Origin of the sequence: Streptomyces sp. NPDC050997, assembly GCF_040660135.1 — a bacterium.
In the GTDB taxonomy this organism is placed as follows: Bacteria; Actinomycetota; Actinomycetes; order Streptomycetales; family Streptomycetaceae; genus Streptomyces.
This window is the reverse complement of the sequence record NZ_JBFAGK010000027.1, coordinates 81,428-107,405: the sequence shown is the minus strand read 5'-3', so window position 1 is coordinate 107,405 and position 25,978 is coordinate 81,428. Positions and strand designations below refer to the sequence as shown.

At 70.2% G+C, this 25,978-nt stretch carries 26 protein-coding genes; 14 read left to right on the top strand and 12 right to left on the bottom strand.

What is annotated here, in order from left to right; all coding sequences use genetic code 11:
* Positions 1–75: 75 nt before the first annotated feature.
* A complete protein-coding gene (locus AB0H86_RS39015) occupies positions 76–1,230 on the top strand; it encodes a right-handed parallel beta-helix repeat-containing protein (protein ID WP_362449964.1) in 1,155 nt (384 codons plus the stop codon).
* Positions 1,231–1,419: 189 nt separating this feature from the next.
* On the opposite strand, the gene AB0H86_RS39010 is transcribed toward AB0H86_RS39015, so the two are convergent.
* The gene (locus AB0H86_RS39010; protein WP_362449963.1) at positions 1,420–2,262 is read right to left on the bottom strand and encodes a hypothetical protein; all 843 of its coding nucleotides are present in this window, start codon (positions 2,260–2,262) and stop codon (positions 1,420–1,422) included.
* Entirely contained in the window at positions 2,259–2,825 is a 567-nt protein-coding gene (locus AB0H86_RS39005) for a SigE family RNA polymerase sigma factor (protein WP_362449961.1), read from the bottom strand. The genes AB0H86_RS39010 and AB0H86_RS39005 overlap by 4 nt, the downstream gene beginning before the upstream one ends.
* Positions 2,826–3,094: 269 nt before the next feature.
* On the opposite strand from AB0H86_RS39005, the gene AB0H86_RS39000 reads away from it, so the two are divergent.
* The gene (locus tag AB0H86_RS39000) at positions 3,095–4,546 is read left to right on the top strand and encodes an NCS2 family permease (protein ID WP_362449959.1); all 1,452 of its coding nucleotides are present in this window, start codon (positions 3,095–3,097) and stop codon (positions 4,544–4,546) included.
* A gap of 72 nt (positions 4,547–4,618) precedes the next feature.
* Here the strand turns inward: AB0H86_RS39000 and AB0H86_RS38995 are convergent, their stop codons facing one another.
* The 3 genes from AB0H86_RS38995 to AB0H86_RS38985 all read right to left on the bottom strand — a co-directional run bounded on the left by AB0H86_RS38995 (position 4,619) and on the right by AB0H86_RS38985 (position 7,434).
* Positions 4,619–6,070 (bottom strand): penicillin-binding transpeptidase domain-containing protein, encoded by a 1,452-nt coding sequence (locus tag AB0H86_RS38995; protein WP_362449957.1) that lies wholly within the window; start codon positions 6,068–6,070, stop codon positions 4,619–4,621.
* Positions 6,071–6,185: 115 nt separating this feature from the next.
* Positions 6,186–6,656 carry a GNAT family N-acetyltransferase gene (locus AB0H86_RS38990; RefSeq protein WP_362449955.1) on the bottom strand — a complete coding sequence of 157 codons (471 nt, stop codon included), beginning with the start codon at positions 6,654–6,656 and terminating at the stop codon, positions 6,186–6,188.
* Positions 6,657–6,660: 4 nt separating this feature from the next.
* Entirely contained in the window at positions 6,661–7,434 is a 774-nt protein-coding gene (locus AB0H86_RS38985) for an IclR family transcriptional regulator (RefSeq protein WP_356776745.1), read from the bottom strand.
* Positions 7,435–7,575: 141 nt separating this feature from the next.
* On the opposite strand from AB0H86_RS38985, the gene AB0H86_RS38980 reads away from it, so the two are divergent.
* The gene (locus AB0H86_RS38980; RefSeq protein ID WP_362449953.1) at positions 7,576–9,105 is read left to right on the top strand and encodes an aldehyde dehydrogenase (NADP(+)); all 1,530 of its coding nucleotides are present in this window, start codon (positions 7,576–7,578) and stop codon (positions 9,103–9,105) included.
* Between the two features lie 46 nt (positions 9,106–9,151).
* Positions 9,152–9,760, top strand: coding sequence for a DUF1349 domain-containing protein (locus AB0H86_RS38975; RefSeq protein WP_362449951.1), 609 nt, complete (start codon positions 9,152–9,154; stop codon positions 9,758–9,760).
* Here AB0H86_RS38975 and AB0H86_RS38970 read toward each other — a convergent pair.
* A complete protein-coding gene (locus tag AB0H86_RS38970; RefSeq protein ID WP_362449949.1) occupies positions 9,726–11,108 on the bottom strand; it encodes an MFS transporter in 1,383 nt (460 codons plus the stop codon). The genes AB0H86_RS38975 and AB0H86_RS38970 overlap by 35 nt on opposite strands.
* 70 nt (positions 11,109–11,178) lie before the next feature.
* On the opposite strand from AB0H86_RS38970, the gene AB0H86_RS38965 reads away from it, so the two are divergent.
* The 6 genes from AB0H86_RS38965 to AB0H86_RS38940 all read left to right on the top strand — a co-directional run bounded on the left by AB0H86_RS38965 (position 11,179) and on the right by AB0H86_RS38940 (position 16,378).
* Positions 11,179–12,174: a helix-turn-helix domain-containing protein gene (locus AB0H86_RS38965; protein WP_362449947.1), complete on the top strand. Its 996-nt coding sequence runs from the start codon at positions 11,179–11,181 to the stop codon at positions 12,172–12,174.
* Complete coding sequence (locus AB0H86_RS38960; protein ID WP_362449946.1) at positions 12,171–12,698, top strand: GNAT family N-acetyltransferase; 528 nt, start codon at positions 12,171–12,173, stop codon at positions 12,696–12,698. The genes AB0H86_RS38965 and AB0H86_RS38960 overlap by 4 nt, the downstream gene beginning before the upstream one ends.
* A 75-nt stretch (positions 12,699–12,773) precedes the next feature.
* A complete protein-coding gene (locus AB0H86_RS38955; RefSeq protein ID WP_362449944.1) occupies positions 12,774–13,490 on the top strand; it encodes a DsbA family oxidoreductase in 717 nt (238 codons plus the stop codon).
* A 139-nt stretch (positions 13,491–13,629) separates the two neighbouring features.
* Positions 13,630–14,682 carry an aminotransferase class V-fold PLP-dependent enzyme gene (locus AB0H86_RS38950; RefSeq protein ID WP_362449942.1) on the top strand — a complete coding sequence of 351 codons (1,053 nt, stop codon included), beginning with the start codon at positions 13,630–13,632 and terminating at the stop codon, positions 14,680–14,682.
* Positions 14,683–14,748: 66 nt separating this feature from the next.
* Positions 14,749–15,345 carry a sigma-70 family RNA polymerase sigma factor gene (locus tag AB0H86_RS38945; RefSeq protein ID WP_362449940.1) on the top strand — a complete coding sequence of 199 codons (597 nt, stop codon included), beginning with the start codon at positions 14,749–14,751 and terminating at the stop codon, positions 15,343–15,345.
* Between the two features lie 25 nt (positions 15,346–15,370).
* Entirely contained in the window at positions 15,371–16,378 is a 1,008-nt protein-coding gene (locus tag AB0H86_RS38940) for a maleylpyruvate isomerase family mycothiol-dependent enzyme (RefSeq protein ID WP_362449938.1), read from the top strand.
* A 43-nt stretch (positions 16,379–16,421) separates the two neighbouring features.
* Here the strand turns inward: AB0H86_RS38940 and thpD are convergent, their stop codons facing one another.
* From thpD to AB0H86_RS38910, 6 genes are all read right to left on the bottom strand, one after another.
* Positions 16,422–17,339 carry an ectoine hydroxylase gene (gene thpD, locus AB0H86_RS38935; RefSeq protein WP_362449936.1) on the bottom strand — a complete coding sequence of 306 codons (918 nt, stop codon included), beginning with the start codon at positions 17,337–17,339 and terminating at the stop codon, positions 16,422–16,424.
* 7 nt (positions 17,340–17,346) lie between these two features.
* Positions 17,347–17,751: an ectoine synthase gene (locus tag AB0H86_RS38930; protein ID WP_362449934.1), complete on the bottom strand. Its 405-nt coding sequence runs from the start codon at positions 17,749–17,751 to the stop codon at positions 17,347–17,349.
* A gap of 45 nt (positions 17,752–17,796) precedes the next feature.
* Positions 17,797–19,068, bottom strand: a complete 1,272-nt coding sequence (ectB, locus tag AB0H86_RS38925; RefSeq protein WP_362449932.1) for a diaminobutyrate--2-oxoglutarate transaminase — start codon at positions 19,066–19,068, stop codon at positions 17,797–17,799.
* 54 nt (positions 19,069–19,122) lie between these two features.
* Positions 19,123–19,647, bottom strand: a complete 525-nt coding sequence (ectA, locus tag AB0H86_RS38920; protein WP_362449930.1) for a diaminobutyrate acetyltransferase — start codon at positions 19,645–19,647, stop codon at positions 19,123–19,125.
* A 328-nt stretch (positions 19,648–19,975) separates the two neighbouring features.
* On the bottom strand, positions 19,976–20,509 hold the full coding sequence (locus AB0H86_RS38915) for a DinB family protein (protein ID WP_362449928.1): 534 nt from the start codon (positions 20,507–20,509) through the stop codon (positions 19,976–19,978).
* Positions 20,510–20,670: 161 nt separating this feature from the next.
* Positions 20,671–21,771 (bottom strand): aminotransferase class V-fold PLP-dependent enzyme, encoded by a 1,101-nt coding sequence (locus tag AB0H86_RS38910; protein ID WP_362449926.1) that lies wholly within the window; start codon positions 21,769–21,771, stop codon positions 20,671–20,673.
* 174 nt (positions 21,772–21,945) lie between these two features.
* On the opposite strand from AB0H86_RS38910, the gene AB0H86_RS38905 reads away from it, so the two are divergent.
* Genes AB0H86_RS38905 through AB0H86_RS38890 form a run of 4 tightly spaced genes read left to right on the top strand, consistent with a single transcriptional unit; the run spans position 21,946 to position 25,616 of the window.
* Positions 21,946–22,809 (top strand): transporter substrate-binding domain-containing protein, encoded by an 864-nt coding sequence (locus tag AB0H86_RS38905; protein ID WP_362449924.1) that lies wholly within the window; start codon positions 21,946–21,948, stop codon positions 22,807–22,809.
* Between the two features lie 4 nt (positions 22,810–22,813).
* A complete protein-coding gene (locus tag AB0H86_RS38900; RefSeq protein ID WP_362449922.1) occupies positions 22,814–23,647 on the top strand; it encodes an amino acid ABC transporter permease in 834 nt (277 codons plus the stop codon).
* Positions 23,644–24,462, top strand: coding sequence for an amino acid ABC transporter ATP-binding protein (locus AB0H86_RS38895; protein ID WP_362449920.1), 819 nt, complete (start codon positions 23,644–23,646; stop codon positions 24,460–24,462). The genes AB0H86_RS38900 and AB0H86_RS38895 overlap by 4 nt, the downstream gene beginning before the upstream one ends.
* A gap of 59 nt (positions 24,463–24,521) precedes the next feature.
* Positions 24,522–25,616: an amidohydrolase family protein gene (locus AB0H86_RS38890; RefSeq protein WP_362449918.1), complete on the top strand. Its 1,095-nt coding sequence runs from the start codon at positions 24,522–24,524 to the stop codon at positions 25,614–25,616.
* Positions 25,617–25,978 lie beyond the last annotated feature (362 nt).

Genomic DNA, 25,978 nt, shown 5'->3' with positions numbered 1-25,978 from the left:
CCAGATCCCAGAAACGGGCCGGGGCGGCCCCTCCGGCCCGTTTCGCCTCCCATCCCCCAGGAAAGGAACGGCCCCGTGCGTCTTGGCACCGGACGTCACCGCAGGACACGGACCCTCTCGATCGCCGCGGCGGTGTCCGTCACCGCGGGGGCGGGTGGCGTCTACCTCGGCCTCTCGGGGGGCGGAGCGCAGGCCGCCTCGACGACGGTCACCGTGTCCACCACCGCTCAGCTGGAGTCGGCGTTCAGGAACGCGGTCGCCGGCACCGTCATCGAGGTCCGCGCGGGCACCTACTTCCCGACCGCCACCCTCAAGTCCACGGCCGACGGCACCGGTTCGGCCCGGATCACGTTGCGGGCGTACGGCACCGAGAAGGTGCGGATCGACGGGGCCGAGCTGCCCGACGGCTCCTGGCTGGCCGGGATCTACGGCGACTACTGGACCGTGCAGAACCTCACCTTCCAGAACTCCCCGGCACAGGGCTTCGTGGCCACGTCCTCAGTGGGCGGTGTCTTCAGGAACCTGGTCACCGCCGACAACGGCGACTCCGGCTTCACGCTGCGCGGCGACGGCACGACCGGCAACCTCGTGCGGAACCTGGACAGTCACGGCAACTACGACCCCGCGGGGCACGGGCAGAACGCCGACGGGATCGCGGTGAAGTTCGGCTCCGGCACGGGCAACCGGATCACCGGGGCGCGGTTGTACGACAACTCCGACGACGGCCTCGACCTGTGGCAGTTCTCCTCGCCGGTCACCGTCGAGCGCACGTGGGCCTTCGGCAACGGCCGCAACCGGTGGGGGGACTCCGCGTTCGAGGGCAACGGGAACGGGTTCAAGCTGGGCGGCGGGGGCGTCACCGTCGCGCATGTCGTCAACCGCAACGCGGCCTGGGACAACACCTTGCACGGGTTCACCGACAACTCCAACCCGGGCGCGATCGTACTCAACCGGAACACGGCCTACGCGAATGCCGAGGCGGGCTTCTACTTCGCCACGGGGAGGGCCCGGCTCGCCCGGAACCTGGCGGTGGGCAACAACGGCGGGCTGTCCAAGCTGAGTTCGGCCACCGTCTCCGCGGCGAACAACTGGGACAGCGGTGTCACCGCGCCCGCCTTCAGGTCGACCGACGCGACGTCGGCGTACGGGGCCCGGAAGCCGGACGGGGCCCTGCCGGCCACCACGTTTTTGACCACCGGGTCCACCACCATCGGCGCCACCATGAACTGAGCGTGGTTCGCGGGACGAAACGCCCCCGCCGGTCGTCACCGGCGAGGGCGTCTTCGTGACCGGCCGAGGGGGGCTCGACCAGTGCTTCCGGTCTGGCCCAAAGGGGGGCTTTGGCCAGGCCGGCATCCAAGGGTCACACTTCCCGGTCGCCACCGATGAGGCAAGGGTTGCCGCGTCCGCGGGACTTTCTCATGAGTCGCCCTCGTCGTCCTCGTGGGCGGCGAAATCGCCGCCCACGGCACGCTGCCCGCCGCCCGCGGTGCCGGTGACCGCGTAGCCGTCGTCCTTCGCGTTCCGGCCGCCGCGGTCGTGGTCGTACTGGCCCGCGAACACCCACTCGCCCGGCCACACCGTACGGCCCTGCTTGAGCGCCCAGGTGTAGACGAGGAAGCCGTCCCGCTCGGCGACCGTCGCCGTGAAGTCGTCCTCGGGCGCGGACCGCCAGGCGCCCGCCGAGGTGACCCCGCCCGTCTGCCTGACCTTCAACCGGACGGTGAGCGCGGTGAGTTTCTCGCTCGTCCTCAGGGTGACGTTGCTCTGCGCCCAGAACTCGTTGCTGTGCGGGTCCACCGAACCGTCCGACCACAGCGGGCCGTCCTCGGTGCCGGAGACCGACGGCGGCGTGGTCGGGGTGGAACTCGGCGACCGCGTGGGCGACTTGCTCGACGCGTCGGGCTTCCGCGAGGTGCTCGGCGTCGGATCCGCCGGCGGGGCGGGCGCGCTGCTCGTCGCGTCCGGCGACGGTGTGGGCGTCGGCGAGACGTCGACCGCCTGCTGAGCGGGAGCCTCGTCCCTGACCGCGGAGGCGACCGCGTAGCCGCCGACGCCGAGGACACACGCGACCGCGGCGGTGGCGCTGACCACCCGCGCCCAGCCGAACGGCGGACGGGTCTCCCGACGGTCCGTGCGCATCTGTTCGGTCATCCCGCGCTCGACCCGGGCCAGGATGCGCGCGCGGTCGGGCTCGTGTGCCCCGGCCGTCTCGTGCAGCCGGGCGCGCAGCTCGTCGTGCACGTCCCGCCGCATGGTCATCGGGTCCTTCCTCCGGCGTCACCGGTGCGCACCATCGCCGCGTGCACCCTCTGCGGAGCTGCCGGTGTCCCGAGCAACCGCTGCAGTTCGGCCATTCCCTTGGAGGTCTGGCTCTTCACCGTACCGACCGAGACGCCCAGGGTGAGCGCGGTGTCCTTCTCCGAGAGGTCGAAGGCGTGCCGCAGCACCACGCAGGCGCGTTTGCGGAACGGGAGTCTACGCAACGCCTCCTGCACGTCGACCACGCCCGCCACGTCCGGGTTCTCGGTCCTCTCCTCGCGCTGCGACCAGAACAACGCGACGCGTCGCCGCTCCCGGACGGCACTGCGGATCCGGGTGCGGGCCAGGTTGGCGACGACGCCGCGGGCGTACGCCGCCGGATGATCGGCCGCGCGTACCCGGTCCCAGCGGTGCCACAACGCCAGCAGGGCGTCCGCAGCCAGATCGTCGGCGGCGTCCGCCTCACCGGTCAGCAGATGCGCGAGACGGGACAGTTCGGCGTAGTGACGCTCGAAGAAGTCGTGGAACTCCACGGAGGCTGCGTCGTCGACGACTGTGCCCACGGGCGACCTCTCCTCACGGCGACTCGGGCATCCGGCATACGGATGGCCGTGCGTGTCATGTGAATGACATGTGATCATCCGGCGTCGGCCGGTTCGAGATCCGGAAGCGTAGCAGTGATCGTGCACATGGTTCGTACGGGTCTTCGAATACCGTCTGACCGGCGCGACCCTGATTCCGTAACACGGAGAAAACCTGAGACCGGTTCAACGCAGGAACAATCCAGCCAGCATCCGCACACCGATCATTCAGGCAACAAGGAGCAGCAACCATGTCCGTGACGCAGCAGCCGACCGACCGGCCAAGTAGCCCACCACCAGGGGCGAACGGCGTCGACCGGTTCTTCAGGATCTCCGAGCGGGGGTCCACCCTCGGCCGGGAGATACGCGGCGGCCTCGCCACCTTCTTCACGATGGCCTACATCCTTGTCCTGAATCCCATCATCCTCGGCAGCGCGAAGGACAAGTTCGGCCACCAGCTGGATGCCGTCCAGCTGACCACCGCGACCGCCCTGGTGGCCGCCGTGATGACGATCATCATGGGCATCGGCGGCAACCTTCCCCTCGCGCTCGCCGCCGGCCTCGGACTGAACGCGGTCGTCGCCTTCCAGATCGCCCCGCTGATGAGCTGGGACGACGCGATGGGCCTCATCGTCCTTGAAGGCCTGCTCATCTGCGTGCTGGTGGTGACCGGGCTGCGCGAGGCGGTCATGCACGCCATCCCGCAGTCGCTGAAGCAGGCGATCAGCGTCGGCATCGGTCTGTTCATCGCCTTCATCGGCTTCGTCGACGCCGGGTTCGTCAGCCGGATCCCCGACGTGGCGGGCACCACCGTCCCGGTCCAGCTCGGCGGCACCGGCACCCTGACCGGGTGGCCGATCCTGGTCTTCTGCCTCGGGGTGCTGCTGACGATCGGACTGCTCGCCCGCAAGGTCAAGGGCGCCATCCTCATCAGCATCGTGACCATGACGGTCGTCGCGATCGTCATCGACTCGATCGCCGACATCAAGACCTGGGGCCTGACCACGCCGAAGGTCCCGGACGACGTCGTCGCCTCACCCGACTTCGGCCTCATCGGCCACTTCAGTCTGTTCGGCGCCTTCGGTCAGACCAGCGCCATCACCGTCGTCCTGCTGGTCTTCACGCTGATCCTGTCCGACTTCTTCGACACCATGGGCACGGTGGTCGGCATCAGCGCCGAGGCCGGACTGCTGGACGAGGAGGGCAGGGTGCCCAACATCGGGCGGGTGCTGCTCATCGACGGCGCGGCGGCGGTCGCGGGCGGCGCGGCCTCGTCCTCCTCCGCCACCTCCTACATCGAGTCGGCGGCCGGTGTCGGCGAGGGCTCGCGCACCGGCTTCTCCAACCTGGTCACCGGCACTCTGTTCGGCCTGGCCCTGTTCCTGACCCCGCTGCTCACCATCGTCCCGCTCCAGGCGGCGGCCCCGGCCCTCGTCGCCGTCGGCTTCCTGATGATGACCCAGGTCAAGAACATCGACTGGGACAAGTACGAGATCGCCATCCCGGCGTTCCTGACCATCGCCGTGATGCCGTTCACCTACTCCATCACCAACGGCATCGGCGCCGGCTTCGTCGCCTACGTCCTGCTCAAGACGGTCCTCGGCAAGGCCAAGGAGATCCACTGGCTGCTGTGGGGCACGGCCGCGCTGTTCCTGGTGTACTTCGCGATCGACCCGATCGAGCAGATCCTCGGCGTGAAGTGAGAGCGGGCCCCGGCAAGGCGCCGGGGCTTCCGCCCGTTCCTCAGCGCCGCTTCCACTTCCTCAGTGACGCGTCTACTTCTTCAGCGCCGCTTCCATCACGGCCTTGGCCACCGGCGCCGCCAGCCCGTTGCCGCTGACCTCCGAACGCGCCGCGTTCGACTGCTCCACGACCACCGCCACGGCGACCTCCTTGCCGCCGGCCTTGCCGTACGAGGTGAACCAGGCATACGGCGTCTGGCTGTTGTTCTCGCCGTGCTGGGCGGTGCCGGTCTTGCCGCCCACGATCGCACCGGGGATCCGGGCGTTCGTCCCGGTGCCCTCCTCGACGACCGTCCGCATCGCCGACTGCAACTGCTCGGCGGTGGAGGAGCTGACGATCTCCTTGCTGTCCGTGTCGTCGTCGAAGTTCTTCAGGACGTCACCACCGTTGTCGGTGATCTGCGAAACCATATGCGGCGAGACCAGCTTGCCGTCGTTGGCTATGGCCGCCGACACCATGGCCATCTGCAGCGGCGTCGCCGTCACATCGAACTGGCCGATGCCCGACAGGGCCGTCTGCGCCTCGTCCATGTCCTTCGGATACACGCTCTCGTAGGCGCGCACCGGTATGTCCTGCGTCGCGTCGTCGAAGCCGAACTTCTTCGCCGTCGCCCGGACCTTGTCCTCACCCAGGTCGACGGCCATCTTCGCGAAGACGTTGTTGCAGGAGTACTCCAGGGCCACCCGGATCGTGGCGTTCTCGCAGGGCGCCGACGGGTTCTCGTTCGCCAGGACACTGTTCGACTGCGGCAGCTTGTACGGGTTCGGGCTGTCCGTCTTCTTGTCCACCGACGAGTACAGCCCGTCCTCCAGCGCGGTCGCCGCCACGACCAGCTTGAACGTGGAGCCCGGCGGCAGCGGCTGGCGCAGCGCCCGGTTGGTCAGCGGCTTGTCGGAGTCCTTGGTCAGCTTTCCCCAGGCCGTACCCGCGGTGTTGGCGTCGGTGAGCGAGGAGGGGTCGTACGACGGCGTCGACACGACCGCGAGAATCCTGCCCGTGCTCGGGTCGATCGCGACGGCCGCGCCCTTCTTGTCGCCGAGCGTGTCGTACGCCGCCTTCTGCACGTCCGGATCGACCGTCGTCACCACGTTGCCGGGCTCGGCCCGCTCGTTGGTGACCGTGTCCATGACCGTCTTCAGCCGGTCGTCCGTGCCGTTGAGGAGATCCTGGTAGACGCCCTCCAGCTGGGTGGGCGCGTATGCCTGCGAGGCATAGCCCGTCACCGCCGCGTACAACGGGCCGTCGGTGTAGGTGCGCTTGTACCTGAGGTCGCTGCCCTTCGTCTGCGCGGAACCGGTGATCGACTTTCCGGCCACGATGATGTTCCCGAGCGGCTCCGCGTACGTCTCGATCGCGTTGCGCCGGTTGTCCTTGTCGTCCGCGAGCGCCCGGCCGTCGTAGAACTGCACCCAGGTCGCCCGGACCAGCAGGGCGAGCACCAGGAGCAGCGTGAAGACGGAGGCGCGCCTGATCGTCTTGTTCATCCCGCTCTGAAAGACGAGCGAGGACGATCGGATCGTTCCCCTTCCGCCGGATTTCTCATCGGACGTTCATGTACACATGGGGCGTCACCGAACGCCGTCCGGCGGGCGGCGGTCCTCACTCCCGCAGGGTCAGCACGACCTCGTCGATCTCCTCGCGGCGCGCGTTCGCGAAGCCCCGCGCCCGTGCCGCCGTCCGGAAGCCGCACTTCTCCAGGACGCGCAGGGAGCCCTCGTTGTCGGCGGCCGCGCGGGCGTACAGCGGGCGTTCCGGCACCTCGGCCACCAGCAGACGCAGGGCCGCGGTGGCCACGCCCCGCCCCCAGTACGCGCGGTCCACCCAGTACGTCACCTCGCGCTCGCCCGGGTCCCCGTACACCGCCGCGCTGCCGATCACGTCACCGTCGGCCAGCACCGTCCGGGCGACGGCGTCCGAGGCGCGGATCTTCTTCCAGAGGGCGTCGAAGGCGTCCCGGTCGGCCGGATCCTTCGGGGTGAAGGCCGCCATGCGGACGGACTCCGGGTCGTTCATCTGCCGGAAGAAGACCGGCAGGTCGCTGTCGTGGACCTCGCGGAGTTCGATCTCCATCGGTTCAGAGCCTCCGGGTGGCGAGCGTGAGCCGGTCACGGGCGTCGAACAGGGCGTCCTTCACCATCTGTTCATGGGCGGGGGTCAGCCGGGCCACCGGCACGGAGCAGCTGATCGCGTCCCGCGCGGGCGTGCGGTAGGGGATCGCCACGCCGAAGCAGCGCAGGCCCAGCGTGTTCTCCTCGCGGTCGACGGAGAAGCCCTGCTCTCTGATCTGGTGCAGCTCCTCGATGAGCTTCTCCCGGTCGGTGATCGTGTGCTCGGTGAGCGCCGGCAGTGTCTCCGGGAGCATCTTGCGGACCTGCTCGTCCGGGTAGGTGCTCAGCAGCGCCTTGCCGAGGGAGGTCGAGTGCGCGGGCAGCCGGCGGCCGACCCGGGTGAAGGGGCGCAGGTAGTGCTGCGACTGGCGGGTGGCGAGGTAGACGACGTTGGTGCCGTCCAGACGGGCCAGGTGGATGGTCTCCGTGGTGTCGTCCGAGAGACGGTCCAGGGTCGGCCGGGCGGCCGCGACCACCTCGTCGCCGTCGATGTACGAGGTGCCCACCAGCAGCGCCCGTACGCCGATGCCGTACCGCGTGCCCGTGGCGTCCGTCTCCACCCAGCCCAGCTCCACCAGTGTGCGCAGTAGCATGTACAGACTGGACTTGGGATATCCGACGGCCTCCTGGACCGCCGCCAGGGAATGCATGCCGGGGCGTCCGGCGAAGTACTCGAGCAGTTCTACGGTCCGTACCGCGGACTTGACCTGCGCCCCGCCGCCTGTCTCGGCTGCCGACATCGCCCTTGACCCCTTCGTTCGACGGGAAATAGTCTCCAACAGCATATTCACCACCAGAGACAGCGTTCAGTATATCGAACGGCCTGGTGGATCCCAGATACTGCGGCATTACAGCGCAAGACATACCTGGAGGGACCCGCGGTGGCAGCAGCACCAGTCTGGAGTGTCGACCCCCGAACCGGGAAGCAGCGTGAACAGGTTGCGGTGGAGGCCACGGCCCAGGAGGTGGACGCCACTGTCCGCGCCGCGCACGCCGCGCGCGGCTCGCTGGCCGACCGGGCCGTGCGCTCGGCCTTCCTGCGTTCCGCCGCCGACGCTCTGGAGGCGGCCAAGGACCACCTCGTCGAGGCCGCCGACGCCGAGACCGCGCTCGGTCCGGTACGGCTGACCGGCGAACTCGCCCGCACCTGCTACCAGCTGCGGGCCTTCGCGGACATCGTCGACGAGGGCGCCTTCCTCGACGTCGTCATCAACCACCCCGACGACACCGCGACGCCGCCGATCCCGGATCTGCGCCGCTACAAGGTGCCGCTCGGTGTGGTCGCCGTCTACTCGGCCTCCAACTTCCCCTTCGCCTTCTCGGTCGCCGGCGGCGACACCGCGAGCGCGCTGGCCGCGGGCTCCCCGGTCGTCGTCAAGTCGCACCCCGACCACCCGGCGCTGTCCGAGCTGGTCGCGTCCGTGCTCCGCCGGGCCGCCGCCGGGCACGACATCCCCGAGGGTGTCGTGGGTCTCGTGCACGGCTTCGATGCGGGCATCGAGCTGATCAAGCACCCGCTGATCGCCGCGGCGGGCTTCACCGGATCCGTCCGGGGCGGCCGCGCGCTGTTCGACGCGGCGGCCGCGCGGCCGGTGCCGATCCCGTTCCACGGCGAGCTGGGGTCGCTCAACCCCGTCGTGATCACGGAGGCGGCGGCCGCCGAACGGGCCGAGGCGATCGGCGAGGGCCTCGCCGGTTCGATGACGCTGGGCGTCGGCCAGTTCTGTGTGAAGCCGGGCCTCGTCCTCGCGCCGTCCGGCGCGTCCGGAGACCGCCTGCTGAAGTCCCTGACCGACGCCGTCAGCAACACCGAGGCCGGGGTCCTCCTCGACCATCGCATGCGGGACAACTTCGTCGCCGGCGTGGCCGAGCGCGTCGAACTCCCCGACGTCGACTCCCCGGTGACGCCGGGCGCGGGCGGCGAGCACACGGTGAGCGCGGGCTTCCTGACCGTGGCGGCGGACAAGCTGGCCACCGAGGGTGCCTACGACCTCCTCCTGGAGGAGTGCTTCGGTCCGGTGACGGTCGTGGCCCGCTACGACGACGACGCCCAGGCACAGGCCGTGCTCTCCCGCCTGCCGGGCAACCTCACCGCGACGGTTCATCTGTCGCAGGAGGAGGCGGCCGGTGAGGGACGCGGCGCGGAGATCCTGGCGGAGCTGACCCCGCTGGCCGGCCGGGTGCTGGTCAACGGGTGGCCGACGGGTGTCGCCGTGGCGCCGGCCCAGCACCACGGAGGGCCGTACCCGGCCACGACCTCCACGTCGACCTCCGTCGGCGGTACGGCGATCGAGCGGTGGCTGCGGCCGGTGGCGTACCAGAACGCGCCCGGGGCACTGCTGCCCGCGGAACTGCGGGACGACAACCCGCTCGGGCTGCCCCGACGTTTCAACGGCAGCCTCGAACGCTGATCGCACAACGCCCGCGCGGAGAAGGGGAAACTGGGAAACTCTGAGGATGGACGTCAAACTTCCCGAACTCCCCTTCCTCCTGCGTACCTACGGTCCCGAAGGTAACTGGTCCCACGAGGACGGTGTCCTCACCGGATGGGCCGGACCCCGCCAGGACCGCTTCGTACCGCCCACGGGCGAGGGGCTGGACCCGGCCTCCGACGCGCCCCGGCTGCTCGGGGCGCCCGAAGGCGACTTCCAGCTGATCGCCCGGGTCACGGTCGGGTTCGCCGGAAGCTTCGACGCCGGGGTGCTGTACGTCCATGTCGGTGAGCGGGCGTGGGCGAAGCTGTGTCTGGAGTACTCCCCGGACGTGCCCACCGTCTGCACGGTGGTCACCCGAGGGCACTCGGACGACGCCAACTCCTTCGCCGTGGACGGCAGTTCCGTATGGCTGCGGGTGAGCCGCACCGGGCGGGCCTTCGCCTTCCACGCCTCCCGGGACGGTGAGCGCTGGACCTTCGTCCGGCTCTTCACCCTCGGAGAGGAGGAGGAGACCGGCGCCGCCCTCGTCGGCTTCATGACGCAGTCGCCGATGGGTGCGGGGTGCGTCGTGACGTACGACCACATCGAGTTCCGGCCTACCTGGCCGGACGACCTGCGAGACGGCAGCTGAGGGCGAACGTCACCACGAGCAGGGCCGCGCTGATGGCCAGGCTCAGCCGCATCCCCCCGACGAACCCGTCGGAGACCAGCGTCCCGAAGACGGCGATGCCCAGCCCCCCGGACACCTGCCGCGCCGCGTTGAGCACCCCGGCCGCCAGGCCCGCCCGTTCGGCGGGCACGGCGTCCATCATCGCGGCGGTCAGCGGCGGCACCGTCAGCGCGCAGCCCAGCGCCATCGGTACGAGGAGCACGGCCACCAGAGCCGGCGGGGTGCCCGCGTCGACGTACAGCAGCCCGAGCAGCCCCGCGACGGCCAGCCCCTGCCCGACGAGCATGGGCAGCCGGGGGCCGTGGCGGCCGGCGAGCTTGCCGGCCGCCACGTTCGTCACCGCGATCAGTCCGGTCATCGGCAGGAACATCAGTCCGGCGGCCAGCGCGGAACGGCCCTGCACCTGCTGGAAGAAGAGCGAGAAGACGAACACCATGCTGTAGAAGGCCACGCTGACCGCCGCTCCCGCCGCGACCGTCGCGACCACGGTCCGGTCCCGGAAGAGACCGAGGGGGACGACCGGGTGCTTCGTGCGCGCCTCGATCCGCAGGAACGCGACCGCGGCGACGACGGCCACCGCTCCCGCCGCCCAGCCCTCCGTCCCGCCCTCGATCACCGCGAACGCCAGAGCCGTCAGGGCCAGCACCGCCGTCACCTGGCCGGGCAGATCCAGCGGTGCCGGACGGCGCTCCGATCGCGGGGCCCGGACGAGCAGGGCGAGGATCACCACCCCCACCGGCAGATTGACGAAGAAGATCCCGCGCCAGTCCCAGGCCGAGGTCAGCGCGCCGCCCGCCACCGGACCCAGCGCCACCGCCACCGAACCACCGGCCGCCCACAGCGCCACCGCACGAGCCCGCCGGGCCGGATCGGTGTACGCCTGCCGCACCAGCGCCAGCGAGGCCGGGAGCACGACGGCCGCCGCCACCCCCTGCAGCACCCGGGCACCGATCAGGGCCGGCAGGTTCGGAGCCAGTCCGCAGGCCACCGAGGCGAGCGTGAACACGGTGGTGCCGATCGCGTACGCCCGGCTCGCCCCCGCCCGGTCCGAGAACGCCCCGGTGGACAGCATCAGCGCGGCGAAGGCCAGCGTGTAGGCGTCCACCACCCACTGCAGGCCGGACATGCCGGCGTCGAGGGAGGAACCGATCGCGGGCAGCGCCACGTTCACCACGGACGCGTCGAGACAGATCAGCGCGAAGCCGAGCAGGGCGGCGGTGAGGGTGAGCGCGGAGGAGGGTCGCCTGGGCCCCAACTCGCCCTCGGGACGGGCGAGTCGGTCGGGGTGCAGGGACTGGTTCGTGGCCATGACTCCATGCTGCGGATCCCCGCCGACATACAGTAGTGGCCGCAATGCCATATGCCCGGAGGTTCTGGCCATGCCCGAGCAGCTCAGCCCGCACCGCATCGCGGTCATCGCGCCCTCGCCCGTCTCGATGTTCAACCTCGCCATCCCGGAGATGCTCTTCGGCAAGGTCGAGCGGGACGGGCGGCCGGGGTACGAGGTGGTCATCTGTGCGGCCGAGCCCGGCCCTCTGCCCACCACCGGCGGCCTCGACCTGCACGTACGGCACGGCCTGGACGCCGTGCGGGACGCGGACACGGTGCTCGTGGCGGGCACCGGTGCGCCGTTCGAGCCGGAGGCGCGGATCGTGGCCGCCATCCGTGAGGCGGCCGCCGCCGGCAAGCGCATCGCGGCCCTGTGCACCGGCGCCTTCCAGCTCGCCGAGGCGGGCCTGCTCCAGGGCCGTAAGGCCACGACGTACTGGGCGCACGCCGAGGAACTGCGCATGCGGTACCCGCAGGTCGAACTCTGCGCGGACGTGCTCTACGTGCAGGACGGGCCGTATCTGACGGCGTCCGGCTACGCCGCCGGCATCGACCTGTGCCTGCACCTCATCCGCACCGACTACGGAGCCGCCGTCGCCAACGAGGTCGCCCGGCTCGCCCTCGTCGCCCCGGTACGCCCGGGCGGCCAGACGCAGTTCACCCAGACCCCGCTGCCGCCCGAGCGCGGCACCGCGTGTGCCGACACCCGCGGCTGGGCCATGCGCAACCTGGACAAGCCGCTCACCCTGACCGAGTTGGCCCGGCACTCGGGCGTCTCCGTGCGCACCCTCACCCGGCGCTTCCACGCGGAGAGCGGGGTGAGTCCGCTGCAGTGGCTGCTCCACCAGCGCATCGAGCGGGCGAAGGAGCTCCTGGAGACCACCACCCTGCCCATGGACCAGGTGGCCCGCGCCTGCGGCCTCGGCACCGCCGACTCGCTGCGCGTCCATGTGGTGCGGCGGACCGGACTGACCCCGAGCGCCTACCGGGCGCAGTTCAGCCGCCTGGGAACCACGTCCGTGGGCGGCACGTCTTCCGCTGCATGATCAACGCACGCGTGACCGGAAGTCTGGTGATCCGCACCGTCCTGCCCGCCGAGGCCGAGGCCGTCACCGCGCTGCACGCGCGGGCCCGGGCGACCTACTATCCGGACGGGATCCCGGACGACGGCACCGACTGGCTCGCCGGCTGGCGGGCGGCCGTGGAGCGGCCCGACGGGCACGTGCTGTGTGCGGTCGAGCACGCCCGGATCGTCGGCCTCGCCTCCTTCCGCACCCCCGAGGACACCCCCGCGGACACGGTCAAGCTGTTCCAGTTCCATGTCGACCCCGACCACTGGCGCGCCGGTATCGGTACGGCCCTGCACACGGCCTGCGTGGAGCAGTGGCGGGCCGACCGCAGGCGCACCGCCGTGCTCGACGTGCACATGGACAACCGACGGGCCCAGGCCTTCTACGCCCGGCAGGGCTGGATCCCCGACCCGGAGAACCCGCCGGCCGACGGCGATCACCACCTCTTCCTGCGCTATGGCGTCAGCAGTGCCGTCAGCCATGCCGGCACCCGGGAATGAACCACTCTGTTTGAACGTTCACGCTCTCGGCGGAGGGGGCCTCCGTACCCGCACGACCTGGAAAGAGCCGAGACCATGCGCGTCGAGATCTGGACGGACATCGCCTGCCCCTGGTGCTACGTCGGAAAGGCCCGTTTCGACAAGGCGCTGGAGGCCTTCCCGCACCGCGACCGGGTCGAGGTGGTGCACCGGTCCTTCGAGCTGGACCCGGGCCGCGCCAAGGGTGACGTCCAGCCGGTGCTCGCGATGCTCACCAAGAAGTACGGCATGAGCGAGGCACAGGCCCAGGCCGGCGAGGAGAACCTGGGCGCGCAGGCCGCCGCCGAGGGGCTGGAGTACCGCACCCGGGACCGCGACCACGGCAACACCTTCGACATGCACCGGCTGCTCCACCTCGCCAAGGAGCAGGGCAGGCAGGACGAGCTCGTCCAGGCCTTCTACACGGCCAACTTCGCCGAGCAGCGGTCCGTCTTCTCCGAGGGCGACGAGCGGCTGGTCGAGCTGGCCGTCGCCGCGGGCCTGGACGCCGACGCCGTCCGCGCGGTCCTCGCCGACCCGACCGCGTACGCCGACGACGTCCGCGCCGACGAGCGGGAGGCCGCCCAGCTCGGGGCGAACGGGGTGCCCTTCTTCGTCCTCGACCGCAAGTACGGTGTCTCCGGCGCCCAGCCCACCGAGGTCTTCGCGCAGGCGCTGACCGAGGCGTGGGGCGAGCACGCACCGCTGAAGCTGATCGACGAGGGCGGCGCGCAGGCGTGCGGGCCGGACGGGTGCGCGGTACCGCAGCACTGAGCCGTGCCGCGGTGCCGAGAGGTTTGCAGGTCGGGGCCGGAAAGGTGTGCAGGTCGGGGCTGACGTATAAGGATCGCTTGGCCGATCCCCGCGGACACCAGTGATGGACGAGGGGTGGCCGGTGGCTCACAGTGGTCTCATGGAGACCTTCGAGAGCCTCGTGAGCACCGAGTTCGCCCCGAAGAACATCTATCTGAACACCGCGAGCAACGGGCTGCTCCCCGCCCGTACCGTGGCCGCCCTCCAGGAGGCGGCGCTGATGCGGGCCGACGGCAGGCCGCTGGACTCGCTGTACGAGGACGTGGAGACCGCCCGGGCCGTCTTCGCCCGGCTGGCCGGAGTCCCGGTCGGCCGGGTCGCGGCCGGGTCCTCGGTCACCGCCCACACCGGGGTGGTCGCCGCCTCGCTGCCCGCGGGCGCCGAAGTCCTCACCGCCGAGGGCGACTTCGCCTCCGTCGTGAACCCCTTCCACGCCCGCGGCGACCTCAAGGTGCGCGCCGTGCCCGTGGACCGGCTCGCCGAGTCCGTCCGCCCGGGCACCGAACTGGTCGCGGTCAGCTCCACACAGTCCGCCGACGGCCGGATCGCCGACCTGCCCGCGCTCCGGGAGGCGGCCCGCGAGCACGGCGCCCGCACCTACGTGGACGTCTCCCAGTCCGCCGGATGGCTGCCGATGGAGGCCGACGCGTACGACTACACCGTCACCGTCAGCTACAAGTGGCTGCTCGGCCCGCACGGGGTGGCCTTCCTCGTCGTACCGGAGGACTTCGGCGGGATCACGCCGATCCTGGCCGGCTGGGTGGCGGGGGAGAACCCCTGGGACAGCTGCTACGGCCCCCTCGCCGAACTCGCCCACTCCGCCCGCCGGTTCGACCTGCCTTTCGACCTGGCCGCCTACGCCGGGATGCGCCGCTCCCTCGAACTCGTCGAGGAACTCGGCGTCGACGCCGTACACGCCCACGACCTCGCCCTCGCCGACCGCTTCCGCAGCGGACTCGCCGCCCTCGGCCACCAGCCCGTGCCCGCTCCCGGCTCGGCGATCGTCTCGGTCCCCGAACTCGGCCACCGTCGGCCCCAGTTGAGCAGCGCCGGGATCCAGACCGCCAACCGCGCGGGCAACCTGCGTGCCTCCTTCCACCTGTACAACACATCCGACGACGTCGACCGGCTGCTGGAGGCCCTGTCTTCCTGAATCACTGGCGCGGGCCGGGCAGGGACGCTAGGAAAGGCACCAGGGGTGGTGGTGCCGTTGGAGTCCATGGGCAAGACATCCGTCGAACCGTGCGCCGACGCGGAGCTGCACCGGCGGCTGGTGTACGGCGACGAGTCCGCGCTGGCCGAGGTGTACACGGCGTACGGTGCGCTGGTGCGGGCCGTCGCCGTGCGGGTCACCCGTAGTCCGGGCGCCGCCGACGACGTGGCACAGGAGGTCTTCGCCCAACTGTGGAGCAGGCCGTACGCCTTCGACGCGCGCCGGGGCAGCCTGCGCACCTGGCTGTCCGTGCTCGCCCACCGGCGGGCCGTCGACTGGGTGCGTGGCGAGGCCAGGCACCGCAAGGACACCCGCGCCGACGACGACGCGCTGCACGCGATCGCCGACGCGGGCCCCGGACCCGACGAGACGGTCGTCGACCGGGAACGCTCCCTGCTCCTGCACTCCGCCCTCGCCGAACTCCCGCAGCCACAACGGGAGGTGGTCCACCTGGCCTACTTCGCGGGCCGTACCTACCGGCAGGCCGCCGTCGAACTCGGCATCCCCGAGGGCACCGCCAAGACCCGCCTGCGCACGGCGCTGCGCACCCTGGCCGAGACATTGGCCGACCCACCCGACCCGGCGCGGGAAAGAGGCGCATGATGGCGAACAGGGACGGAGGTGTGTGGTGACCGCGGACCACGACGGCATACGGGACCTGCTGGCCGCCTGGGCCTTCGGCGCCCTGGAACCGGCCGACGAGAAGACGGTTCCCCCTCATCTGACCGTGTGCGAGAGCTGCGCGGCGGAGGCGGAACGGCTGCGGGAGACGGTACGGCTGCTGGAGGGACCACCCTCGAACGGTGTGCCCGCGCGGCCCGCCGACGGTGTGCTCGCCGGCGCCCTGCGCGCCCGCCCCGCCGCTCCCCGCGTGGCCCAGCACGCCGCGCCCTACGCCGCCGCCGTGGCCGGGCTGAGGGCGCTGTTGCCCGAGGCGGACCGGCGGTGGGGGACCCCGGTGGTGCACGACTGGGACGTGCACGCGACTCTCGCGCATCTCCTCGCCGCCGACGAACCACTCGCCGCCCGGCTCGGTGTCGCCGCCCGGCTGCCGTCCGCCCCGGCCGCCGACGCGGGGCCGGGGTGGGAGGACGCCTGGAACCGGCGTACCGCCGCCGTCATCGCCCACGAGCACGGCCGTACACCCGAGGAGACCGTCGCCGACTGGGCCGCGCAGGCGGACGCGCTGCTCGCCACGCCCGAGGCCGGCGATCCCGAACGGGCCGCGCGGGCACTGACGTTGATGGGAATCCGGCTGCCGGTCGCCGAGCACTTCCTGGTGCGCGCCTTCGAGGTGTGGATCCACACCGACGACATCGGCCGCGCCCTCGGTCTGCCCGTCCCGCCGCCGCCCGCCGCGCACCTGTGGCAGCTGGTCCGGCTCGCCGTCCGCCTCCTCGGCCTGGCCCTCGGACCCGGCGCGCCGCCGGTGCTGTTCACGGTCACCGGCGGCGATCAGTGGGTGCTGGGCTCCGACGCCGAGCCCGTCCGGGCCGAACTCACCCTGGACCCGGTCGACTTCTGCCTCCTCGTCGGCGGACGGCACACGCCCGACGAGGTGCCGCGGGCTGCCACCGGAGACGAGGCGGCCGTACGGAACGTACTGGAGCGGGCGGCGTCACTGGCGTGGCTGTAAGCCGCCCCACCTGTGACACCGCCCGCTCCACGAGTCTCCGGGTCTACCGCACCGGCGTGAAGTCCCTCGCGCCAATGAACTCCGGTCGTCGCACCGGAGCCGCGAACGGCTCGACGGCCTTGTTCTCCACGCTGTTGAACACGATGAACACGTTGCTGCGGGGGAACGGCGTGATGTTGTCGCCCGAGCCGTGCATGCAGTTGCAGTCGAACCAGGTCGCCGAACCGGCCTTGCCGGTGAACAGCTTGATGCCGTACTCGGACGCCATCTTGGTCAGCGCCTCGTCGGACGGCGTGCCCGCGTCCTGCATCTGCAGGGACTTCTTGTAGTTGTCCTTCGGCGTGGCCCCCGCGCACCCGAGAAACGTGTGGTGCGACCCCGGCATGATCATGAGACCGCCGTTGGTGTCGTAGTTCTCGGTGAGCGCGATCGACACCGAGACCGTCCGCATGTTCGGCAGACCGTCCTCGGCGTGCCAGGTCTCGAAGTCGGAGTGCCAGTAGAAGCCGCTGGCTCCGAAGCCCGGCTTGACGTTGATCCGCGACTGGTGGACGTACACGTCGGAGCCGAGGATCTGCCGGGCCCGGCCGACGATCCGCTCGTCGTGCACGAGGTTCGCGAACACCTCGCTGATCTTGTGCACCTCGAAGACGGTCCGGATCTCCTGGGACGTCGGCTCGACGATCGAGCGTTCGTCGGCGCGGATCCCCGGATCCGTGACGAGCCGCTCCAACTCCCGGTGGTACACGCCTACCTCGTCGGCCCCGATGAGCTGGTCGATGCCGAGGAAGCCGTCGCGCTCGAACGACTGGAGGTCGGGACCCGGAATCGGGCCGACCGCCCCGGGCGCGGACCAGACGACCGGGTCCTGACGCGGGATCGCCACCTCGGTGGCGCCGCGGCTGGGGTAGAGGTCCGTGACCGTGGTACTGGATGTGGTGCTGTGCGTGGTGGTGGTCATGGTGATGTCACACCTCCTCGGGCTCGGTGAGCAGCGGATAGACGCCGTTCTCGTCGTGATCCTCCCGTCCGGTCACGGGCGGGTTGAAGACACAGATGCAGCGGAAGTCCTCCTTGATCCGCATCGTGTGCCGCTCGTGGCCGTCGAGCAGGTACATGGTCCCGGGCGTGATGGTGTACTTCTGCCCGGTCTCGTTGTCGGTGAGCTCGGCCTCGCCCTCGACGCACACGACGGCCTCGATGTGGTTCGCGTACCACATCGACGTCTCCGTACCCGCGTACAGGGTCGTCTCATGCAGGGAGAAGCCGACCCTCTCCTTGGCGAGGACGATGCGTTTGCTCTCCCAGGTGCCGGACTCGGCCTTCACATGCCGGTCGGTGCCTTCGATGTCCTTGAACGAACGGACGATCACGGTGCTGCGATGCCTCCTAGATGGATGACGGATGTGTCGGTTGAATCAGGCCGTTTCGCGTACGGCCCGGGCCAGGACGCTCAGGCCCCGGTCCAGTTCGTCGGGCGTGATGGTGAGCGCCGGAAGCAGTTTCACGACCTCGCTCTCCGGGCCCGACGTCTCGATGAGCAGGCCGAGTTCGAACGCGCGCTTGGCGACCCGTCCGGCCCGGTCCTTGTCGTGGAACTCCAGGCCCCAGACGAGCCCGCGGCCCCGGTACTCCTTCACGTCGGCGAGGTTCTCCTCGGTGATGGAGATGAAGGCCTGCTCGACCTGCTCGCCGCGGGCGCGGGTCTGCTTCTCCATCACGGACCCGTCCGCCCAGTACGCCTCCAGCGTGGCGGTGGCCGTCACGAAGGCGGGGTTGTTGCCGCGGAAGGTGCCGTTGTGCTCGCCCGGCTCCCAGATGTCCAGCTCGGGCTTGAACAGGCACAGCGACATGGGCATGCCGTAGCCGCTGATGGACTTGGAGACGGTGACGATGTCGGGGGTGATGCCCGCCTCCTCGAACGAGAAGAAGGCACCGGTCCGTCCGCAGCCCATCTGGATGTCGTCGACGATGAGCAGCATGTCCTGCCGCTCGCACAGCTCGGACAGCGCGCGCAGCCACTCCGGGCGCGCCACGTTGATGCCGCCCTCGCCCTGCACGGTCTCCACGATCACCGCGGCGGGCTTGTTCAGGCCCGAGCCCTGGTCCTCCAGGAGCCGCTCGAACCAGAGGAAGTCCGCCACCGTGCCTTCGAAGTAGTTGTCGAAGGGCATCGGCGTGCCGTGCACCAGCGGGATGCCGGCGCCGGCCCGCTTGAAGGCGTTGCCGGTCACGGCGAGCGAGCCGAGCGACATGCCGTGGAAGGCGTTGGTGAACGACACGATCGACTCGCGCCCCTTCACCTTCCGCGCCAGCTTCAGCGCGGCCTCCACGGCGTTGGTGCCGGTCGGGCCCGGGAACATGACCTTGTACGGCAGGTCGCGCGGCCGCAGGACCAGGTTCTGGAAGGACTCCAGGAAGGCCCGCTTGGCGGTGGTCGACATGTCGAGCCCGTGCGTGATGCCGTCGCGCTCCAGGTAGTCGATCAGCGCCCGTTTCAGCACCGGGTTGTTGTGGCCGTAGTTCAGCGACCCCGCTCCGGCGAAGAAGTCGAGGTACTCATGGCCGTCCTCGTCGTACATGCGGCTGCCCTGCGCACGGTCGAAGATGGCGGGCCAGCCACGGCAGTAGCTGCGTACCTCGGATTCGAGGGTCTCGAAGACACTGAGGTCGGGCTGGGTGATGGTCACGACGAATCGCTCCTCGTTGCGTGGGGGGTGCAGAGGTGGATGCAGAGGCAGTGGTCAGGCGGAGGCGGCGGCGGTGCGGGACAGCGGCCCGATGCGGTAGAGCACTTCGGGGTCGTGCGGCCCGTCGGGGAACACCCCCGTCTCGAACAGCACCTCGCGCTCCAGCCGGGCGCCGTGCCGCTCGGCGAACGACGTGAACAGGCGCTCGGAGGCGGTGTTGTCCGGCGTGATCGTGGTCTCGACGGTGGTCAGTCCGCGCTCGGCGGCGGTCCGTGCGACCAGCCCGTCCAGCAGGGCGGCGGCGAGCCCGCGGCCGCGGTGCGACTCGTTCACCGCCACCTGCCAGACGAGCAGGGTGTCCGGGCGGTCAGGCCGGACGTAGGCGGTGACGAAGCCGACCGGCGCACCGTGCTCGTCGCGCGCCACGGCCGAGGTGGCGGCGAAGTCACGGCACCACAGCAGATAGCTGTAGGACGAGTTCAGGTCGAGGACCTTCGAGTCCCTGGCCATCCGCCACAGCGCGGCGCCGTCCGCCACCGACGGACGGTCGATTTGCAGGTCTGCTTGTGCGGCAGTCATGCGAATTGAATTTACCGAGGGAAATTGAAAAATGCATCGCCGTGGGGGGTTACGTACGAGCGCGGTCTGTGTTATCACGCGGGCGCGCACCGACGCGCGAATATCGCCCCTTATCGACCGTTATGACCGGTAGATAAGGGGCAAATGGATCACGATGTGTAACGCGTCACAGGTGGGTAACCCCCACGAGATCTCCCCGAATTACACCCATCGGCGTTCGCAGAATCTTTGCGTTTAGGTCGAAGGAAAGCGGGCAGAAGAATACGGGAAGCTGATCTCGAATGCATTCCTTAATGTGTCCGATATTACGTCCGGGATTAATTCGGAATTAGAATCCGGTCGCTCCGTCGATCCGCTCCCGCAGGATGTCGGCGTGCCCGTTGTGCCGCGCGTACTCCTCGATCATGTGGATGTACACCCAGCGCAGGCTGGCCTCCTGCCCGGCCAGCGGCCCGTCGGTGATCCGCCCGATGTGGTCCAGTGACAGTTCCGCGCACAGCTCGTTCCCCCGGGTGATCTCCCGCTTCCACGCCGTGATCGCCTCGTCGAGCCTCCGACCGGGTTCGAGGACGTGCCCGTTCCCCTCCCCGAACACCGGCGGTACGTCCAGTCCCGCGGACACCCGCTGGAACCAGTTCCGCTCGACCTCGGCGAGGTGCTGCACCAGCCCGAGCGGCGTGAGCGACGACGGCTCGGCCGAGGCGGTCCGTGCCTGTACGTCGTCCAGACCGGCGCACTTCAGCTCCAGCGTGGCCCGGTGGAACGCCAGCCAGCTCTCCAGCATGGGCCGCTCCTCGCCGGTCATGAGGGGGATGCGGCGGCCGTCGGGAAGGATGAGGGGTGCGTTGGTGTCGGTGGTCATGGAGCGAGCATGGCACGGCAGTTTTCCGCCTGTCCGGCGTTCACGGCCGAGGCCGTGAGGGGCGTGGCCGACGACTGTCGCCGATCACTCGACGACTGTCGCCACGTGTCCTCGGTCACGACCCACGACTATCGCCACGCCTCCTCGGTCACGACCGGCGACTATCGCCACGCGTCCTCGACCGCCCGGAACGCCCCCTCCACATCCACGCCCAGGCCCTTCTCCCGCAACGCGCCCCCCAGCGCCGCCAGACTCGCCCGTACCGCCCCCTGCGTGGCGTGGGCCCCGTAGTGGTTGACCCGGATCATCTCCTTGGCCAACGCGCCCCCGCCCGCGACCAGCGGCACCGCCGGGTCCGACTCCAGCGCCCGGGCCACCAACTCCGACGCCACCACTCCGGGCGGCGTCCGCAGGGTCGTGGCGACCGGCGCGGCCTCCCGGTCCTCGTACACATACGGCTCCAGGCCGCCGCCCAGCGCCCGCGCGCCCGCCCGCGTCGCCTCGGCGGCACGACGGTGCCGGTCCATCACCGCGTGCAGCCCGACCGTCTCGATCCGCTCGACACAAGCCTCCAGCGCCAGCATCTCCAGCTGGGCCGGCGCGTGCGGCAGTGCCTTCCGGCCGCCGTCGAGCCACCGCTCCTTCCAGTCCAGCAGCGAGAGGTACGACCGTCGCGGCGCCCCCGGGTTGGCCGCCATCCTGGCCCACGCCCGCTCGCTCACCGACACGGCCGAGACGCCCGCGGGCCCGCCCATCGCCTTCTGCGCCCCGATCACGCACAGGTCCACGCCCCACGCGTCCGTGAGCACCGGCTCGGCCCCGATCGACGCGACGGCGTCCAGGTAGAACAGGGCGCCGTGCCGCCGTACGACCTCTCCGATCTCCGCGACCGGGTTGGTGTTGCCGGTCGCGGCCTCCGCGTGCACCAGGGACACGAAGTCGATCTCCGGGTGCTCGGCGAAGGCCTCCCGGATCTGTTCGGCGGAGACCGCCGTGTGGAACGGCACCGTCAGGTCGATCACGGTCGCGCCGCAGTCGCGCAGCCAGTCGCCGAAGGTCTGCCCGTACGGGCCCGTGATGACGTTGAGGGCCGTGGTGCCCGGTCTGGCGGTGGAACGGATCGCGCCCTCCAGCGGCAGCAGCGCCTCGCCCTGTGTGATCACCACGTCCTGCCCGGTACTCAGCAGCCGCGCCACACGGTCCTCGATCGACGCGAAGTGCGCCGCGGTCAGCGGGGCCAGGTCCAGAAACGGATGTGTCACGGGGGTGCTCTCTTCAGTCACGGGGTAGACGAGACGAGGGTAACCGGCACCATTCGTCTCCCTGAGACCGATTACTTCTTAGGTCGGGCAGCCGCGTGACCATCGTTTTAGTTTGAGATACTCAAACATTTCCTTATAATCGGCACCCACAGTTCCCCCCTAGGAAGGCCCGCCGTGAACACGCTTCTCGGGCGCCGGACCCGCGTCCTGGCCGCCACCACCGCGATGGCCGGGCTGATGCTCGTCTCCGCCTGTACGTCCACCGACGACGGGGCCGGCGGCTCGAAGACCGCCGCCGGCGGGGTCGAACTGGCCAAGGGTGGACAGCTCACCACCTGCACCCACCTTCCGTACCCGCCCTTCCAGTCGGAGATCGACGGCAAGTATCAGGGCTTCGACGTCTCGCTGATCGACCTCGTCGCCAAGGACCTGGGCGTGAAGCAGAGCATCCTCGACACGCCGTTCGAGAACTTCAAGACCGGCGCCTTCCTCAACTCCGGCCAGTGCGACCTGGCCGCGGCCGGCATGACCATCACCGAGGAGCGCAAGAAGAACGTCGACTTCTCGGACCCGTACTTCGACGCCACCCAGGCCGTCCTGGTCGACAAGAAGAGCGGCGTGAACTCCCTCGCCGACGTGAAGTCCAAGGACGTCAAGCTCGGCGCCCAGGCGCAGACGACCGGCGAGGAGTACGTCCAGAAGCAGGGCTTCGACCCGGTCTCCTTCGAGTCCTCCGACGCCGTCCTCAACGGCCTGCGCTCCGGCCAGGTCAAGGCCGTCGTCATCGACTACCCGGTCGTCCAGGGCTGGCTGAAGACCAAGGCCAACGCCGACGCCTTCAAGGTCGTCGACAACCTCAACACCGGTGAGCAGTACGGCTTCACGGTGAAGAAGGGCAACACCAAGCTGCTGGCCGCGGTCAACAAGGCGATCGCGGACGCCAAGGCCGACGGCACGTACAAGAAGCTGTACGAGAAGTGGATCGGCCCGTACGACGAGTCCGCCGCTTCGCCGTCCGCCTCGCCGTCCGCCTCCTGACCCCATGACTGACACGGACGTACGACTCCAGCCCAGGAAAAAGGGCCTGACCCGGCGGCAGAAGCGCAGTCTGTCGCGCGGCGCCCAGTACGTCGTCTTCGTCGCCGCCGTGATCGCCTTCGCGTTCTCGGCGGACTGGGGACGGCTGAAGAACCAGTTCGCTCAGGCCGACATCGCCGAGCAGATGTTCCCGGACGTCATCACCCTGGCGCTGAAGAACACCGTGCTCTACACGCTGTCCGGCTTCGTCGTCGGACTCGTGCTCGGCCTGGTGATCGCCCTGATGCGGCTGTCGTCGGTGGGCCCGTACCGCTGGTTCGCCGGCGTGTACATCGAGATCTTCCGTGGCCTGCCCGCCCTGCTGATCTTCATCTTCATCGGTGTCGCGGTCCCGCTCGCCTTCCCGGGCACGGAGATCATCGGCGGTACCTACGGCAAGGTCGCCCTCGCGCTCGGCCTGGTCGCCGCCGCGTACATGGCGGAGACGATCCGCGCGGGCATCCAGGCCGTGCCCAAGGGACAGTTGGAGGCGGCCCGTTCGCTGGGCTTCTCACCCGCGCGGGCGATGGTCTCGATCATCATCCCGCAGGCGTTCCGGATCATCCTCCCGCCGCTGACCAACGAGTTGGTCCTGCTCTTCAAGGACTCCTCGCTGGTGCTGTTCCTCGGCGTCACACTGGAGGAACGCGAACTGTCCAAGTACGGCCGCGACCTGGCCAGTACGACCGCCAACTCCACGCCGATCCTCGTCGCCGGACTGTGCTACCTGCTGGTCACGATCCCGCTCGGCTTCGTCGTACGCCGTATGGAGGCCAAGGCCCAGGAGGCCGTGAAATGAGCCGACCGGAGATCCAGGTCCAGGGCCTGCACAAGTCCTTCGGCGACAACGAGGTCCTGCGCGGCATCGACCTGGAGATCGGCCACGGCGAGGTCGTCTGTGTGATCGGTCCGTCCGGGTCCGGCAAGTCGACCCTGCTGCGGTGCGTGAACCTGCTGGAGGAACCCACCAAGGGCCGGGTCTTCGTCGGCGGCAGCGAACTCACCGACCCGGACGTCGACATCGACGCCGTACGCCGCCGTATCGGCATGGTCTTCCAGCAGTTCAACCTCTTCCCGCACCTGTCGGTGACCGAGAACCTCACACTGCCGCAGCGCCGGGTGCTCGGGCGCGGCAAGGCGCAGGCCGCGAAGGTGGCCGCGGAGAACCTGGAGCGGGTGGGTCTCGCCGAGAAGGCGGACGCCTACCCCTCCTCCCTCTCCGGCGGGCAGCAGCAGCGGGTCGCCATCGCCCGCGCACTCGCCATGGGCCCCGAGGTGATGCTCTTCGACGAGCCGACCTCGGCACTCGACCCGGAACTGGTCGGAGACGTCCTGGCCGTCATGCGCATGCTCGCCGACGAGGGCATGACGATGATGGTCGTCACCCATGAGATGACCTTCGCCCGCGAGGTCGCCGACCGGGTCGTCTTCATGGACGGCGGGGCGGTCGTCGAGGACGGCACCCCCGAGCAGGTCATCGGCAACCCCCGCCATGAACGCACCCGCCACTTCCTCTCCCGCATCCTCGACCCCGCGATGGCCGAGGTGGAGGAGGATTCACCGAAGAAGGCCGACAAGGCCGACAAGGCCGATAAGGCTGATAAGGCCGACTGATCGCTCTGCGCCGAAAGCCCCTTCATCCCGCGGGGGGCGGGTTCAATAAGGTGCGATGCATGAACCAAGCGGTACTGCATGTGAAGGGCCGAGTCCTCGTCGGCCGGGACGAGGACCAGGTCCGTGACGAGCTGTGGGTCGTCGACGGCCGGATCTCCTACGACCGCCCCACCGGGGCCCGTGACATCCGGACCGCCGAGGGCTGGGCGCTGCCCGGCCTGGTCGACGCCCACTGCCATGTGGGCCTGGGCCCGGACGGGCCCGTGGACGAGGACGTGGCGGAGAAGCAGGCGCTGACCGACCGCGGGGCCGGCACACTCCTGATCCGCGACGCGGGCTCGCCCTCCGACACCCGCTGGATCGATGACCGCGAAGACCTCCCGAAGATCATCCGGGCCGGCCGGCACATCGCCCGCACCCGCCGCTACATCCGCGGCTACGCGCACGAGATCGAACCGGAGGACCTGGTCGCGTACATCGCCCGGGAGGCGCGGCGCGGCGACGGCTGGGTGAAGCTGGTGGGCGACTGGATCGACCGCGACCTCGGTGACCTGGCGCCCAGCTGGCCGCGGGAGGCGGTCGAGGCGGCCATCGCCGAGGCGCACCGCCTCGGCGCCCGGGTCACCGCCCACTGCTTCGCCGAGAGCTCCCTGCGGGACCTGGTCGAGTCCGGCATCGACTGCATCGAGCACGCGACCGGTCTGACTGAGGAGCTGATCCCGCTGTTCGCGTCCCGCGGGGTCGCGATCGTCCCGACGCTGGTCAACATCGCCACGTTCCCGAAGCTGGCCGACGGCGGCGAGGCCAGGTTCCCCCGCTGGTCGGCCCATATGCGCCGGCTCCACGAACGCCGCTACGACACCGTGCGGGGCGCCTACGACGCCGGCATCCCGGTCTTCGTCGGCACCGACGCGGGCGGCACCCTGCCGCACGGCCTGGTTGCGGCCGAGGTGGCGGAGCTGGTGACGGCCGGGATCCCCCCGCTGGACGCCCTCGCGGCGACGGCCTGGGATGCTCGCGCCTGGCTGGGCCGACCCGGCCTGGAGGAGGGCGCACCGGCGGACCTGGTGGTGTACGAACGGGACCCCCGCACGGATGTCCGGGTGCTGGCGGCGCCGTCGCGAGTGGTGGTGAACGGGCGGGTCGTGGGCTAGGAACGACCACCGGGCGGGCAAGGACGACCACCGGGCGGGCGACGATCGGGCGGGCGACGATCGCCGTGAAGCCGCAACGATCGGCGTGAAGCCGCAACGCGCCCCCGCCGAAACGGAGTTGGATCCGACCGGCGGCAGCTCGACGGCTCCGTGCGGTTGAGGTCCGGGCGATCGCCCTGGTCATCGCGGGTTGAGGAGCGGTGGCGCCGGCGCGGCCTGGCCGGACCGACCGGATCAGGGCTCCCGCCGTCAACAGTCCTTCTGTGTCAGGGCTGTTGACGGCGCGATGAAAACGTTTTAACTTCCCCTCACTCCGACTTCGAGACATGAGGGGGACCCGTGGCCGCTGTACTACGGGAACA